Source organism: Vibrio sp. YT-17 (assembly GCF_033337375.1).
GTDB lineage: Bacteria > Pseudomonadota > Gammaproteobacteria > Enterobacterales > Vibrionaceae > Vibrio > Vibrio alginolyticus.
Genome location: NZ_JAWOQP010000025.1, coordinates 1 through 13,961, shown reverse-complemented (window position 1 = coordinate 13,961; position 13,961 = coordinate 1). Strand labels below are relative to the sequence as shown.

Annotated in this window: 13 protein-coding genes and 1 tRNA gene; 5 read left to right on the top strand and 9 right to left on the bottom strand. The window is 45.8% G+C overall.

What is annotated here, in order from left to right; translation table 11 throughout:
- Positions 1-6 precede the first annotated feature (6 nt).
- Entirely contained in the window at positions 7-642 is a 636-nt protein-coding gene (locus R7F67_RS19900) for a TetR/AcrR family transcriptional regulator (protein WP_005381480.1), read from the top strand.
- A 144-nt stretch (positions 643-786) separates the two neighbouring features.
- Positions 787-1,743: an acetyltransferase gene (locus R7F67_RS19895; protein WP_054577184.1), complete on the top strand. Its 957-nt coding sequence runs from the start codon at positions 787-789 to the stop codon at positions 1,741-1,743.
- A 74-nt stretch (positions 1,744-1,817) separates the two neighbouring features.
- On the opposite strand, the gene R7F67_RS19890 is transcribed toward R7F67_RS19895, so the two are convergent.
- The 5 genes from R7F67_RS19890 to R7F67_RS19870 all read right to left on the bottom strand — a co-directional run bounded on the left by R7F67_RS19890 (position 1,818) and on the right by R7F67_RS19870 (position 6,248).
- Complete coding sequence (locus R7F67_RS19890; protein ID WP_005381476.1) at positions 1,818-2,963, bottom strand: murein hydrolase activator EnvC family protein; 1,146 nt, start codon at positions 2,961-2,963, stop codon at positions 1,818-1,820.
- A 27-nt stretch (positions 2,964-2,990) separates the two neighbouring features.
- On the bottom strand, positions 2,991-3,812 hold the full coding sequence (gene cysE, locus R7F67_RS19885) for a serine O-acetyltransferase (RefSeq protein WP_005381475.1): 822 nt from the start codon (positions 3,810-3,812) through the stop codon (positions 2,991-2,993).
- A gap of 78 nt (positions 3,813-3,890) precedes the next feature.
- Complete coding sequence (gene gpsA, locus R7F67_RS19880; protein WP_262643760.1) at positions 3,891-4,928, bottom strand: NAD(P)H-dependent glycerol-3-phosphate dehydrogenase; 1,038 nt, start codon at positions 4,926-4,928, stop codon at positions 3,891-3,893.
- A gap of 195 nt (positions 4,929-5,123) precedes the next feature.
- The gene (gene secB, locus R7F67_RS19875) at positions 5,124-5,588 is read right to left on the bottom strand and encodes a protein-export chaperone SecB (protein ID WP_262643759.1); all 465 of its coding nucleotides are present in this window, start codon (positions 5,586-5,588) and stop codon (positions 5,124-5,126) included.
- Between the two features lie 225 nt (positions 5,589-5,813).
- Positions 5,814-6,248, bottom strand: coding sequence for a rhodanese-like domain-containing protein (locus R7F67_RS19870; RefSeq protein WP_005381472.1), 435 nt, complete (start codon positions 6,246-6,248; stop codon positions 5,814-5,816).
- Positions 6,249-6,795: 547 nt separating this feature from the next.
- Between R7F67_RS19870 and gpmM the strand changes: the two genes are divergently transcribed.
- The gene (gene gpmM, locus R7F67_RS19865) at positions 6,796-8,328 is read left to right on the top strand and encodes a 2,3-bisphosphoglycerate-independent phosphoglycerate mutase (protein ID WP_005386416.1); all 1,533 of its coding nucleotides are present in this window, start codon (positions 6,796-6,798) and stop codon (positions 8,326-8,328) included.
- 86 nt (positions 8,329-8,414) lie between these two features.
- On the opposite strand, the gene R7F67_RS19860 is transcribed toward gpmM, so the two are convergent.
- The 4 genes from R7F67_RS19860 to rsgA all read right to left on the bottom strand — a co-directional run bounded on the left by R7F67_RS19860 (position 8,415) and on the right by rsgA (position 13,055).
- The gene (locus R7F67_RS19860) at positions 8,415-9,302 is read right to left on the bottom strand and encodes a DMT family transporter (RefSeq protein ID WP_005386417.1); all 888 of its coding nucleotides are present in this window, start codon (positions 9,300-9,302) and stop codon (positions 8,415-8,417) included.
- A 132-nt stretch (positions 9,303-9,434) separates the two neighbouring features.
- Positions 9,435-10,850: an SLC13 family permease gene (locus R7F67_RS19855; RefSeq protein ID WP_005381467.1), complete on the bottom strand. Its 1,416-nt coding sequence runs from the start codon at positions 10,848-10,850 to the stop codon at positions 9,435-9,437.
- Positions 10,851-11,016: 166 nt separating this feature from the next.
- Positions 11,017-11,874, bottom strand: coding sequence for an archaetidylserine decarboxylase (asd, locus tag R7F67_RS19850; protein WP_005381465.1), 858 nt, complete (start codon positions 11,872-11,874; stop codon positions 11,017-11,019).
- 116 nt (positions 11,875-11,990) lie between these two features.
- Positions 11,991-13,055 (bottom strand): small ribosomal subunit biogenesis GTPase RsgA, encoded by a 1,065-nt coding sequence (rsgA, locus tag R7F67_RS19845; protein ID WP_005381463.1) that lies wholly within the window; start codon positions 13,053-13,055, stop codon positions 11,991-11,993.
- 129 nt (positions 13,056-13,184) lie between these two features.
- On the opposite strand from rsgA, the gene orn reads away from it, so the two are divergent.
- Both orn and R7F67_RS19835 read left to right on the top strand, forming a co-directional pair.
- Positions 13,185-13,730: an oligoribonuclease gene (orn, locus tag R7F67_RS19840; RefSeq protein ID WP_005381461.1), complete on the top strand. Its 546-nt coding sequence runs from the start codon at positions 13,185-13,187 to the stop codon at positions 13,728-13,730.
- A 156-nt stretch (positions 13,731-13,886) separates the two neighbouring features.
- Positions 13,887-13,959: transfer RNA gene (locus tag R7F67_RS19835), tRNA-Gly, on the top strand.
- Positions 13,960-13,961: the final 2 nt, after the last annotated feature.

The following is a 13,961-nucleotide window of genomic DNA, read 5'->3' as shown; positions in this document are numbered from 1 at the left end:
ATAACAATGAAAACGCGCGACAAAATCGTCTACGCGGCACTGGAGTTGTTCAACCAACATGGTGAGCGAAACATCACCACCAATCACATTGCCGATCACATCGAAATTAGCCCTGGTAATCTGTATTACCACTTCCGCAATAAGCAAGAAATCGTTCGTGAGATCTTTGCGCTTTATTCAGCAGAACTTTTAGAAAGATTTACCCCTATTCAAGGTTCGCAAGAGAGCCTGACTATGCTGAAGAGCTACCTAGACTCTATTTTTACCTTGATGTGGAAATACCGCTTTTTCTACGCAAACTTACCAGAAATCTTGTCACGAGATGAACAGCTACACGAACAGTACATCGATGTGCAAGAGAAGCTGCAAGCGAACCTCATTGCTATTATGCAAGAGTTCGTAACGATGAAGCTGTTGAATGTCGATCAACAACAGTTGAAGTCATTGGTATGTACATTGCACTTGATTGCGTGTAGTTGGTTGGCGTATCAATCCGCGATGGCTTCAAAAACCAACATTACCGAGCAAATGGTGAAGCAAGGGATGTTGCAGATGCTTAATGTCGTTAAGCCATTAGCAACTGAACAGGGCTTAGAGCAGCTACTGTTATTAGAAGATGCGGTTAGCAATCTACACAGTTAAACGTCAAACTGCTTAATATTTCGAGAGTCACTCTCATTTTCGAGTCGTGGCTCGAGTTGACTTGTCAAATATGCCACGCACAATAGTCCCATACGCTAAAAACCCTTGCAGGGATAAGATTCTCGATAAAGGAACTATCGCCCCATGAATTACGACATTTTTAATGGTGATGCTGATGGCATCATTGCTCTTCTGCAATTACGTTTGGCTGATCCTGTCGATGCCCAGTTAATAACTGGTGTAAAGCGCGACATCAAGCTGGTGGAAAAAGTAGACGTGCAAGCGGGTGATGAGCTGACTGTGTTAGACATTTCGATGGAAAAGAACATGGCAGGTCTAGAGCAAGCTTTGGCTCAAGGCGCTCACGTCTTTTACGCCGACCATCACAAAGCGGGTGACATTCCTCAGCATGGTAATTTGGATGCGCACATCGATCTCGATGCCAACATGTGCACGGCGTTGATTGTCGATAAGTTGCTTGATGGGCGTTTTTATGACTGGGCGATTACGGCGGCTTATGGCGATAACATGATTGCTAAAGCCGATGAGTTAGCGAATAACGCGGGCTTGTCGCAGCAACAGAAAGAGCAGCTAAAAGAGCTGGGCACTTTAATTAACTACAACGGCTACGGCTCGAAAGTCGAAGATTTACACTTTCATCCTGCGGAGCTGTACCGAGCTTTGCTGAAGTACACGTCGCCATTTGAAGCTATTGAAGATACGGCCTCGCCATACTACCAATTGCAATCGGCTTACCAACAAGACATGGAGGCGGCTCTCGCAGTGCCTGCCATGCATGAGAGCGGTAAGCTGAAGTTGTTTGAGTTACCAAACACGGCGGCATCACGCCGAATCAGTGGTGTTTATGGCAACTGGCTAGCAAACCAAGCCCCTGACTCTGCGCATGCGGTACTTACTGAAAATCCAGATGGTACTTATACGGTTTCACTCCGTGCCCCGTTAAACAATAAACAAGGTGCCGTGGCCGTGTGTGGTCAGTTCCCGACAGGTGGGGGGCGAGAGGCGGCGGCAGGAATCAACGCGTTAAGCAAAGATGATGTGAATGCTTTTATTGATGCGGTAGAAACCTACTACGCATAGCATTTTCCAAAACCATGAATACAACAAAGGAGCCGAGTGGCTCCTTTTTTATTATAAGTCGATGAGTCAGATAATCAGCGTTTTAACCAAGATTTCGGATTCTGCGCTTCACTATTACGACGAATTTCAAAGTACAGCGATGGCCTGTCTTGACCACCTGTATCACCCGCGAGAGCAATCACTTCGCCGGCGGTGACTCGGTCGCCTTCTTTTTTAGTTAAGGCTTGGTTGTAACCATAGAGGGTCATGTCACCTTTGCCGTGGTCGAGCAGTACCACTAAACCGTATCCGCGCAGATACTCCGCAAATACGACAGTACCAGGATAAACGGCTTTCACTTGTTGACCATAGTTGGCAGACAGCACCATGCCCTTCCAGTTTACCTGCCCGGTTTGTCGCGTACCAAAGTTGTGTAACACACTGCCTTTTAGTGGCCAAGGCAGCTTACCGCGCTGTTTGCCGAGTCCGTCCATTGGCACCGCATTACGCTTCGCTGCTTTGGCGATCTCTGCTTTTAAACGGGTTTCGTTGCGTTGCAGCTCGGCTAAGTAGCGTTTGTCATTCTTGATACTGCTCTGAATTTTATTCAGGGTTTGCTTACGCTTGGATTGTGTACTCGCTAGCGCTGTACGTTTTTCGGATTGCTGCTTGAGCAGAGTCTCGATTTGCTCTTTTTCTAGCTCGAGCTGGTTTTTGTTGTGCGCTAATTCTTGGGTTATTTTGGTGATCGCATCAATCACTTCAGCACGTGCTTTAGCTAAATGCTGGAAGTATTGGCTCATGCGGTCTTCTTCCACACCTTGATTTAACAAGTGACCATTGGCCTTCGCTCGCTCGGTTACGTAATACGTTTGCAGCAGCTGTTTGAGTTCTTCTTCTTGCTCTTGACGCTGTGCTTCTTGCAAGGCAATTTTCTCTTCTAGGTTTTCTATGTTTTTGTCTGCTTGTGCGAGGTTAGACTTGGTTTGTCGTATTTCACGCTCAAGCTTAGAAATACCAAGCTCTTGATCTTTTAGTGATTTCTGTAACTCATTGAGCTGCTTTTCTTGGGAAGAGAGCGATTTGCGCTGACGGCTTATCTCACTGGATACGCCTTTGAGCTCTTGCTGACTCACAGCAGAGGAGGTAATGGGATAAGTGGCGGATAAAGCACAAGTTAATAAAATAGCCGAGCGTAGAACAGGGTGATTTTGTTTTCGCACTTGAGAGTTACCTACCACGTTGTTGTCAAAAAGGTTTGTTGACGATTAAATACCATCCCCATGGATAAAGCTTTGCGACTTGCCGTTAAAGCCTTGATCCATATCGAGAGAAGGTTTGTCCGTTTTTGGACGTCCGACGATTTTTGCAGGCACGCCAGCCACCGTTGTGTGAGGAGGCACGGCTTGCAATACCACAGAGCAAGATCCGATTTTCGCGCCTTCACCAACTTCGATATTGCCAAGAATCTTTGCACCAGCGCCGATCATTACGCCTTCGCGAATTTTCGGGTGACGATCACCGCATTCTTTACCAGTACCACCAAGGGTGACATCTTGCAGTATAGACACGTCGTTTTCGACCACGGCAGTTTCACCAATCACGATGCCTGTTGCATGGTCGAGCATGATACCACTACCAATGCGCGCTGCAGGGTGAATATCGACCTGACATGCTACCGAAATCTGATTTTGTAGGTAAGTCGCAAGAGCGTGACGACCTTGCTTCCACAGCCAGTTTGCTACTCGGTAGCCTTGCAGTGCGTGATAGCCTTTTAGGTACAGCAATGGCATTGAATACATTGAAACAGCAGGGTCGCGATTGACCGTGGCACAAATATCACAAGCCGCACCGTCAGTGATGGTTGGATCAGCTGCAAAGGCTTCTTCAACCACTTCACGCACAGCCATCGCTGGCATGGAAGCGGTGTTCAATTTGTTAGCCAGAATATAACTCAGAGCGGCACACAAACTTTCATGCTTGATAATGGTGGCATGATAGAAGCTCGCCAGCATAGGCTCTTGTTCTGACATTTCACGGGCTTCTGAGACAATTTTGTTCCAGACTTTTTGTTTTTCGCAGTGTTTCATTCTCAATATCCAGAGTGGTTCTTCCGTGACCCGACAACTTCAATTTTTCTCAGATGAGCTGCAAAGGGCGGTAGATTGCTACTTTCCTTCGGCTTTTTTGTCACGAGCAAGTAAATCTTGCGCTGCTAAGCGCGCATCTTTTCCTTGATACAATACTTGATAAATTTGATCAACTATCGGCATCTCAACACCCATACGTTGAGAAAGTAGCCATACTTCTTTTGTATTGCGGTAACCCTCAACCACTTGACCAATTTCTTCTTGAGCTGTATCAACGTCTTTACCTTGGCCTAATGCCAAGCCAAAGCGTCGGTTACGTGATTGGTTATCGGTGCATGTCAGGACAAGATCGCCTAAACCCGCCATGCCCATAAAGGTTTCTGGCTGTGCACCCAGCGCAGCACCAAGGCGACTCATTTCAGCCAAGCCACGAGTAATTAATGCAGTACGTGCGTTAGCGCCAAAACCGATACCATCAGACATACCTGCACCAATCGCAATAACGTTTTTCACAGCGCCGCCCAGTTGCATACCAATAAAGTCACTATTGGCGTATACGCGGAAGGTTTTGCTACAGTGGATTTTTTCTTGTAGATCCGCAACAAATTCAGAATCTGGAGACGCAACTGAAATTGCAGTCGGCATACCCATTGCGAGCTCTTTCGCAAACGTTGGGCCAGACAATACTGCTAGTGAGTAGTTTTCACCGATAATGTCATAAGCGACGTCTTTCAACAGGCGCCCCGTTTCAGGTTCAAGCCCTTTGGTTGCCCAACAGATGCGAGAGTCTTCGCGCAAGAATGGTTTACAGCTGTTTAGCACGATGCCAAAGACATGGCTTGGAACCACAACCAACAAATCTCGGCTTGCTTGAACGGCTTTTTCTAAATCCGATTCAATGATCAAGCTTTCAGGGAAATCAACACCTGGTAAAAAGGCATGGTTAGCTCGGTCTGCTTCTAGGCGAGCCATGTGCTCTGGCTCGTGTCCCCAAAGGACAACGTTCGCGCCGTTACGAGCGAGTGAGATTGCCAAAGAGGTGCCGTATGAGCCTGCGCCAATCACAGTCATTGCGATGTCTTTACCGTAAGCATTGTTTGTACTTGCTTGTGTCATGCTACCGCCTAATTGTCTTGCTACTAGTAGAATCTAGTTCCTAATCGTCAAATTTTACGCCTTCTGGCGATTAGGAACTAGGAACTTTTGTCAGAAATAAAAAATGCACATTGCATCGGATGGTAGACGCTCTGTGCATTTTATTTGATTCGGTGACGTCAGCACTGTGGCTATTCGTCACTTATAAAACGTGAATTACGCTTCAGCTTCGCCTTGTTGAGCTTGCTGTTGTAGGTAGTTCATGAATAGCGCGTCAAAGTTTACTGGCGCTAGGTTCAGTTGAGGGAACGTACCTTTAACGACTAGGCTTGAGATAGTTTCACGAGCGTATGGGAATAGGATGTTCGGGCAGAATGCGCCTAGGCAATGTGCAAGTTGACCAGCTTCCATTTGTTCAGCAGTGAAGATACCACCTTGTTGAACTTCACATAGGAACGCAGTCTCTTTTTCGTTCTTCACAGTAACGGTTAGACGTAGAACAACTTCGTACACGCCTTCACCAAGCTCACGGCTTTGAGTGTCTAGGTCTAGTTTAACGTCTGGGTTCCACTCTTTCTGGAAAATTACTGGAGAGTTCGGCGCTTCAAAAGAAACGTCTTTTAGGAAGATGCGTTGAATTGCGAAGTTTTGTTGTGCGTCTTGAGGTGCTGCTTCAGCCATTTTTTAATCCTTAAATCAATATTTGTTGAGCCTAGAAACGTCTAAGCTCAGAAAACTGGTATGTCCTGAGACTAACTGAGCCAATCTACCTTGACTAGATGAAGCGTGTATTACGTGCAAAGCGTCACAACTTAGTGCTCCAACTGCTTTCAATTTGCTCAGTTTTTTGTCCGCGAGGCTTGGTAAAAGCGCGTTTAAACGCGAACTTTCGTTCTTGCCACGTTCCTACTTTTTACCGCGAACTAACGGCAGGTTCGCTTCGTTCCACGCAATCAAACCATTTTTTAGTAGGCTCACTTTTTCGAAGCCAGCTTTTACTAATAGGTTTGCGCTTTCTTGAGCGGTCTGTCCTGTCTTGCATACCACAATGATTGGGTCTGATTTGTGGTTTTCAAGGCTACCCAAGTTACCCGCTTTGATGTCTGACGGTAAAATGTGAAGTGAGTCGGTGATATGACCTTTTTTGAACTCGTCCTTGGTACGGATATCCACTACAACGCCGTTTTCACGGTTCATAAGATGAGTCAGTTGGTTTACGTTGATTTCTTTGTATGCGGCTGTCGCTGACTTCACGATGTTCATGATAAAGGCGACAAGAAGACCTACCCAAACCAAAGATAGAATCATGTTCTGTTGGAAAAATTCAATGTACTCTTGCATGTCTTGAGCTCTTACGCTGTTGGCGGAAAAATAAAGCAGGAGTATAGCGAGGTTACGGCTCTTAGGCGAGAGGGTTAAAATTTTCTAACGAATAATTGAGATCTCTATAAACCCTTTATGCCCTTACTATCCGTACATTTCGCTCTGGTAGCTTGATTGCTTTTGCCTATTGGACTTATCGGTTTAAGTGACTTCTGTTTTACTGAGAAAAGAGAACAATAGGTATTAACCCATCTTGTTTGATGTTGCTTTAAATTAGCACTGTTTCAAGTGCAAAAATAAGAATGAGAAGCGTAAGAAAACCGAACTTAGACTGGGGTGTACAAAGCGTATTAGAAATGACTATGCTTGTGGAACACGTTTGTCGGCACTGACTCGTTGTTCGCTTAACTTGTAAGATAGCAACAATAAATCGCAAACATTATTTGATCTTAACCTACAGTTTTGGTTAAAAAGTGTAGTAAAATTACGCTAGTTTTGTTTCAAGGTTAGATAGGGCAGCGAGGCCCTACGCCAAAAGTTACTTAAATTTGATGAGGTCATCACTATGTCAGCTAAGAAGCCACTGGCTCTAGTTATCCTTGACGGTTACGGTTACCGTGAAGACACAGCAAGTAACGCAATTGCGAATGCGAAAACACCAGTAATGGATGCTCTGATTGCGAATAACCCACACACATTAATCTCTGCTTCAGGCATGGATGTTGGCCTTCCTGATGGTCAAATGGGTAACTCTGAAGTTGGTCACACTAACATTGGTGCAGGCCGCGTTGTATACCAAGACCTGACTCGTATCACTAAATCAATTGCGGATGGTGAGTTCGAACAAACGCCTGCGCTAGTTGAAGCAATCGACTCTGCTGTGAAAGCTGAAAAAGCAGTACACATCATGGGCCTGATGTCTCCAGGCGGTGTTCACTCTCACGAAGACCACATTTACGCTGCAGTTGAAATGGCAGCGGCGCGTGGCGCAGAGAAAATCTACCTACACTGCTTCCTAGACGGCCGTGACACACCACCACGTAGTGCTGAAAACTCACTACAACGTTTCCAAGACCTATTTGCGAAACTAGGTAAAGGCCGCGTTGCTTCTCTAGTAGGTCGTTACTACGCAATGGACCGTGACAACAACTGGGATCGCGTCCAAGTTGCTTACGATCTTCTAACTCAAGCTAAAGCTGAGTTCACAGCAGAAACGGCAGTTGCAGGTCTAGAAGCGGCTTACGCTCGTGAAGAAAACGACGAATTCGTTAAAGCGACAGCTATCAAAGCGGAAGGTCAAGAAGACGCAATCATGCAAGATGGCGATGCGGTTATCTTCATGAACTACCGTGCTGACCGTGCACGTCAAATCACTCGTGCATTCGTTCCTGCGTTTGACGGCTTTGAGCGTGCAGTATTCCCAGCAATCAACTTTGTGATGCTGACTCAATACGCGGCTGATATCCCTCTAGCTATCGCATTCCCACCTGCGTCTCTAGAAAACACTTACGGTGAGTGGCTATCTAAACAAGGTCAAACTCAGCTACGTATCTCTGAAACAGAGAAATACGCACACGTGACTTTCTTCTTCAACGGTGGTGTTGAGAACGAATTCGAAGGCGAAGAGCGTCAGTTGGTTGCTTCTCCAAAAGTTGCAACGTACGACATGCAGCCTGAAATGAGCTCTCCAGAACTAACAGAGAAGATGGTTGCGGCTATCAAATCAGGTAAGTTCGATACCATCATCTGTAACTACCCGAACGCAGATATGGTTGGTCACACTGGCGTTTATGAAGCGGCTGAGAAAGCAATCGAAGCTCTAGATGAAAGCGTGGGTAAAGTGGTTGAAGCAATCAAAGAAGTTGGCGGTCAACTATTGATCACTGCGGACCACGGTAACGCAGAAATGATGATCGACCCTGAAACTGGCGGCATCCACACTGCTCACACTAACCTACCAGTGCCTCTAATCTATGTAGGTGACAAAGCGGTTGAATTCAAAGAAGGCGGTAAACTGTCTGACCTTGCACCAACCATGCTTTCTCTAGCTGGTCTAGAAATCCCAGCAGAAATGACGGGTGAAGTATTAGTTAAATAAATAATTAACTAACGGCTCCGAATGACAAAAGCCCGAGTTTAAACTCGGGCTTTTTTGTATCTGGCAATAAGGGCTGGTCTGTAAGGTTACTGAACCAAAATGCCCGCACCAATCACAGCTAGGGCTGCGCCCAACCATGCAAATCGGTTTGGTCGGCGTTTAGTGTAAATCCAGAGCAGTGGTAGCAACATAATTGGCGTGGTTGAAGATAGAAGTGCAACCATACCTACATTTCCTTCTTGCAGTGCGTATAAGATTAGCGTCATGCCGACGGCCATCGCCAAGAAACCATTAAGGGCAGTAATACCAAATATGCGCCAAGTAATGTGTTGCGTCGAGCGAGCGACTTTGACTCCTAGAATTAACAACATGCTGTGGGCGAAAAAGGCACTGATCATTCGAATAGCAGAAGCCGCAACTGGGTCAATACTGGTTTGCATTACTGGCTTGGCGATGATGCCGCCCAATGCTTGGCACATTGCTGCGGTTAAGCCAAGTCCAATACCCACCCAGATGTTACCTTTAATGTCTTCCAAGACGTTATTCACTTGACCTCTTCGGCCAAAGAATATCGCCATCACCACGCCGCTAAATACCAATGATGCGCCCAGTAGTTCTATTGTGGTCATGACTTCGCTAAATAAGAAGTAGCCCAAGATGGCAGAGAACACGGCGTGGCAAGAGAAGAGTAACCCGGCTTGTCTTGGCCCCATACGATTCAAGCACGCAAACAGAGCGGTATCACCGATGAAAATTCCAATCAGGCCCGACGCCATCATTGGCGTTACATGTTCCCAAGAAACCGTTAACCAGCCGCCAGTTATCCAGGCCATTGTTGATAAGATCACGGCTGTGCAGCCCATACGCCAGCGGCTGTAAGAAAATGCGCCTAGGTGTTGTGCAGGAATGACCGAAATTAGGCTAGAAACTGCCCACAGAAAAGCGGCGCATAAAGCAAGCCATTCGTAACCCATGATGTGTCGACGTCCTTGTAGAGTAGAGGAGTCTTAATATGCACGAAATTTATGGGATGTAAAAGCCGCTCTGTAAGGGCAGTAGCTGGAGAGCAGCTCCATGACAACACGCTTTTTCATGGAGCTCTTCGATTAAAACAGTACCAAAACTGCGCCATACACGATAAGTAGACCAATCAAACCAAGAATCAGCCCCACTTTCGCCATGTCTTTGCTCTCGATGAGGCCTGTTGAATAAGCCAAAGAGTTTGGTGGTGTGGAAACCGGTAAGATCATGCCAAGTGATGCGGAGAAGGCGACGACAACCAGTAAACCTTGTAGGCCACCAACCGCAATAAGGCTTGGCATGGATGTACCAATAGCGGCAGCAATAGGCATCAATAAGTTTGCCGTTGCGGTATTAGACATAAAGTTCGCCATTAACCAACACACTACTGATAGGGCTAAAACAACGGCAAATGGTGATAGCAGGCTGTAATCAATGGCGTGCGCTAATGCTTCGGCTAAGCCCGTTTTGTCTAAGGCAATGCCAATTGCTATACCACCGGCAACTAGCCATAAAACATCCCAGTTAATCAGCTTGAGCTCTTCTTTTCCCATAATGCCCGTTAACGTGAACACTGCTAGTGGGATAATCGCGACAACATATGTATTCATGCCATGCACTTTCGTTGTCATCCAAAGCAAAATGGTTAGTGCAAAAGTGATGTAGACGACGATCGCACGCCAGCTCCTTTTGAATGTACCATCTAGCTTTAGTTTCATTTCTGGTTCGCTAGACGGAAACAGCTTTTGCAACAAGAACCAAGCTACAGTGAGTTGTACCAACACAAAGGGTAGACCCATTGTCATCCACGATAGGAAGTCTATCGCGTTTTCTCCAGTGAGATATTGAAGCGCTATCGCATTAGGTGGCGTGCCTATCGGAGTCGCAATGCCGCCTGTATTCGCGGCAATTGGAATACACAACACCAGTGCTTTAATGCCTAAATCCCCTTTAGGTGCTGAAGCGACGATGGGGCCAAGCAGGGCTAGCATCATCACGGTCGTGGCAGTATTGGACATAAACATTGAAAAAACGGCGGTAATTAACATCAAGCCCAGCATGATGAACTTAGGTTGGGTGCCGAATGGTTTTAATAGTACTCGGGCGAGGTTGTTGTCGAGCTCGTATTTGGAAGCCGCAATCGCAAGAGCAAAACCACCCATAAAAAGAATAATGATCGGTGAAGAGAAGGCCGAGAAAATATCGGTGTAAGCAATTAACTCTCCTAAATCATGCCCCGCTGGTGGATTGCGAAATAGATGCAAACCTTTATCCGATATCATGATCAGTTCAAGAGCGATAATAAGAATGGACGTAGCAAAAACGGGAACCGGCTCGAGAACCCAAAGTAGGGCAGCAAGAAGAAAAATAGCCAACAGGCGATGCTGAATTAAAGTGAGATCGTTAATAGGAATAGCATCGATCGGCATCATCAAAACACCGAGCGGAATTAAAAAGCACACCAGCAATTTCGCCAACGTGTTTACACTCATCTTTGGCATTGGCTGCCCCTCTAAATATTCATTCTAAGCGCAGGATAATTGATTGTGGAATGAGGGTCTTAGAGGCAGGTATGAGTTTGAGAAATAGAGGCTAAATTTCGAACGGAGTTTTGCTTTTTATCAATAAAAAGAGCCCTTAATAAAGGGCTCTTTAACGGTGTTTTACTTATTTTTTCAAGGCGTAAGGTGTGCCCATAACGGTTGGCTTACCGTTTTCCATGCTTGCGTCAAACTCAATCGCGTCTTTGGCAAACAGGTTAATAACAGTAGAACCCAGTTTGAAGCGGCCCATCTCTTCACCTTTTTTCAAGATCACGGCCTTGTCACCCTCTGCTGGGTAATCCCATTTGTAGACAGTGTTTCCACGAGGCGGAGTGATCGTGCCAGCCCATACTTGCTCAATGCTACCAACAATTGTCGCACCAACAAGCACCTGTGCCATTGGACCAAACTCAGTATCGAAGATACACACCACACGCTCGTTACGTGCAAATAGGTTCGGTACGTTTTCTGCTGTCAGAGGGTTTACTGAGAACAGGTCACCTGGTACGTAAATCATTTGGCGCAGAGTGCCGTCACATGGCATGTGTACACGGTGGTAATCGCGCGGAGATAGATACAATGTGGCAAAAGAACCATCTTTAAATTCGTCCGCTAAATTCGCGTCACCGCCCAGCAATTCTTGTGCTGAGAAGTGATGACCTTTTGCTTGGATAAGTTGACCATCTTCAATAGGGCCAAACTGGCTAACACAAGCGTCGGCTGGATGAGTGATGACGTTTTCGCCTTCAGAAATTGGGCGTGCGCCTTCTTTTAGCTCACGAACGAAAAACTCGTTGAACGTTTTAAAATGCTTAGGATCTGAGTGCTTTGCCTCATCCATATTCACATTGTATTGTTTGATAAACCAACGAATAACTGCTGTTGTTAGACCGCCAGCTTTTGCTGAAGCCAGTTTACCCATTAGGCGAGTGAGGCCGTGTTGTGGGATCCAGTACTGCAGTCCAACTTTAAACTTGTCCATCTTTAATTCCGATACTTCTGTTAGATTCGCGCTTTAGGGCGCGTGATGTTACTGAAATTTAATTTGCTTGTCAGTATTAGGTGAAGACTTTTTACACAGTTACAGCCTTAACTCAATTACAGATCGGCTTTTTTATTACGTGAATACTGACGATTTGCTTTATTTTCAACCATGCTTTCCAAAATGCGATGATAGTTTTCAAAGCGAGTTTCGTTAATTTCCCCGTTCTCGACAGCTTCACGTAGAAGGCAGCCTGGGTCATCATTGTGTTTACAATCTCGGAACTTGCAACCACCTAAATATGGTCGAAATTCAATGAATGCTTTTGTTACTTCTTCTGCTTCCAAATGCCAAAGACCAAATTCACGTACTCCAGGTGAGTCGATCAAATCGCCACCCGTTGGAATGTGGTATAAACGTGCAGCCGTCGTGGTGTGTTGGCCCAAGCCAGAGTTCTCAGAGACTTCGCCTTCTTCCACTTCGCTCTCTAGTTCCGGCATTAACGCGTTGACTAAGCTGGATTTCCCTACGCCTGATTGACCAACAAAGATATTAATTCGGTCACGCAGCAGGGTTTCTAGTTCAGCAATGCCTTCTCCAGACTTCTTGCTGACCAGAAGCACTTTATAGCCAATACGTTCATATTCTTTGAGCCATTCTTCATACATTGCACGATCATCGGCTTCTAGAAGGTCGACCTTATTTAAGACCAACAATGGCGCAATATTCAGTGTTTCTGATGCAACGAGATAGCGGTCAATAATATTTAGCGATAGCTCTGGTAATACCGAAGAGACAATGACCATTTGATCAATATTGGCTGCAACGGGTTTTAGGCCATCGTAATAATCTGGACGAGTGAGCACTGAAGAGCGAGGTTCTACCGCTTCAACAACACCAGAGATGCCCGCCATAGACTCCAATCCTTCGCGCCATAAAACACGATCGCCAGATACTAGAGACTCAATACCACGGCGGAGGTTACAGCGTTGAATTTCGCCTGTTTCAAGGTCTTCAATGTCCGCGTGCTGACCAAAACGAGTGATCACGAGACCTTGCTTGCTGGCGCCTAGCATGTTTTCATCCCACTGGATGGACTCTTCTTGCTTCTTCAAACGCTTTTGTTGGTTGCTACGTACGCGTCGCACCTGACCTTTGGTTAACTTTTTCTTCTTTGCCACAATTCTGTACTTTATGTGAATTTACTCAAATGGTTGAGCCGTACTCTTGGCTCCGTGTATGAGTATCGTGTTTCTCGTATTTTGAGGTATAGTACCTCTTTTATCGATAAACAAATAGGCGGCGTAACCATGTCCTTTAGCGATCAAAACCTAATTTGGGTTGATTTAGAGATGACAGGGCTTGATCCTGAAACGCACAAAATCATCGAAATTGCTTCTATTGTCACAGATAGCGAACTAAATATTTTGGCTGAAGGTCCAGTGTTAGCGATTCATCAGCCGGAAGAAGAACTGGTGAAAATGGACGACTGGTGCACTAATACGCATACGGCAAGCGGTTTGGTGGAGCGCGTTCGAAACAGTCAAATCTCAGAACAAGACGCAGTCGCACAAACCATTGAATTTTTAGAAAAATGGGTGCCGAAAGGAGCTTCGCCAATATGTGGTAACAGCATTGGGCAGGATCGCCGCTTTTTATACAAGCATATGCCTGAGTTGGAAGAGTTCTTCCATTACCGATATGTTGACGTTAGTACTCTTAAAGAACTAGCACGTCGCTGGCAACCTGAGGTGCTAAATGGGTTCACAAAACAGGGAACACATTTGGCCTTGGACGACATTCGTGAGTCCATCGCAGAACTTAAGTACTATCGAGGTACTATTTTCAAGATTTAACTGTTAAGGTTGCGATCCAAATTGTTGTAATTTATATCGCTTTTGATTGCTTTTTCGTCGTTCAGTAAAAAAATAAAGTTTTTTTGAAGGAAGGACTTGCATCACAAAAAAATGCTCTTATAATTCGCAGCCCTAAACAGCGGAAACGTTGTTGATGCGACACTAGCTCAGTTGGTAGAGCGCAACCTTGCCAAGGTTGAGGTCACGAGTTCGAACCTCGTGTGTCGCTCC

What these genes read in the sequence shown, in the direction of transcription:
- gpmM (WP_005386416.1), top strand. Translation starts at nt 6,796, where the DNA reads ATGTCAGCTAAGAAGCCACTGGCTCTAGTTATCCTTGACGGTTACGGT.
- R7F67_RS19895 (WP_054577184.1), top strand. Translation starts at nt 787, where the DNA reads ATGAATTACGACATTTTTAATGGTGATGCTGATGGCATCATTGCTCTT.
- R7F67_RS19870 (WP_005381472.1), bottom strand. Translation starts at nt 6,248, where the DNA reads ATGCAAGAGTACATTGAATTTTTCCAACAGAACATGATTCTATCTTTG.
- secB (WP_262643759.1), bottom strand. Translation starts at nt 5,588, where the DNA reads ATGGCTGAAGCAGCACCTCAAGACGCACAACAAAACTTCGCAATTCAA.
- R7F67_RS19900 (WP_005381480.1), top strand. Translation starts at nt 7, where the DNA reads ATGAAAACGCGCGACAAAATCGTCTACGCGGCACTGGAGTTGTTCAAC.
- orn (WP_005381461.1), top strand. Translation starts at nt 13,185, where the DNA reads ATGTCCTTTAGCGATCAAAACCTAATTTGGGTTGATTTAGAGATGACA.
- asd (WP_005381465.1), bottom strand. Translation starts at nt 11,874, where the DNA reads ATGGACAAGTTTAAAGTTGGACTGCAGTACTGGATCCCACAACACGGC.
- R7F67_RS19855 (WP_005381467.1), bottom strand. Translation starts at nt 10,850, where the DNA reads ATGCCAAAGATGAGTGTAAACACGTTGGCGAAATTGCTGGTGTGCTTT.
- cysE (WP_005381475.1), bottom strand. Translation starts at nt 3,812, where the DNA reads ATGAAACACTGCGAAAAACAAAAAGTCTGGAACAAAATTGTCTCAGAA.
- gpsA (WP_262643760.1), bottom strand. Translation starts at nt 4,928, where the DNA reads ATGACACAAGCAAGTACAAACAATGCTTACGGTAAAGACATCGCAATG.
- R7F67_RS19860 (WP_005386417.1), bottom strand. Translation starts at nt 9,302, where the DNA reads ATGGGTTACGAATGGCTTGCTTTATGCGCCGCTTTTCTGTGGGCAGTT.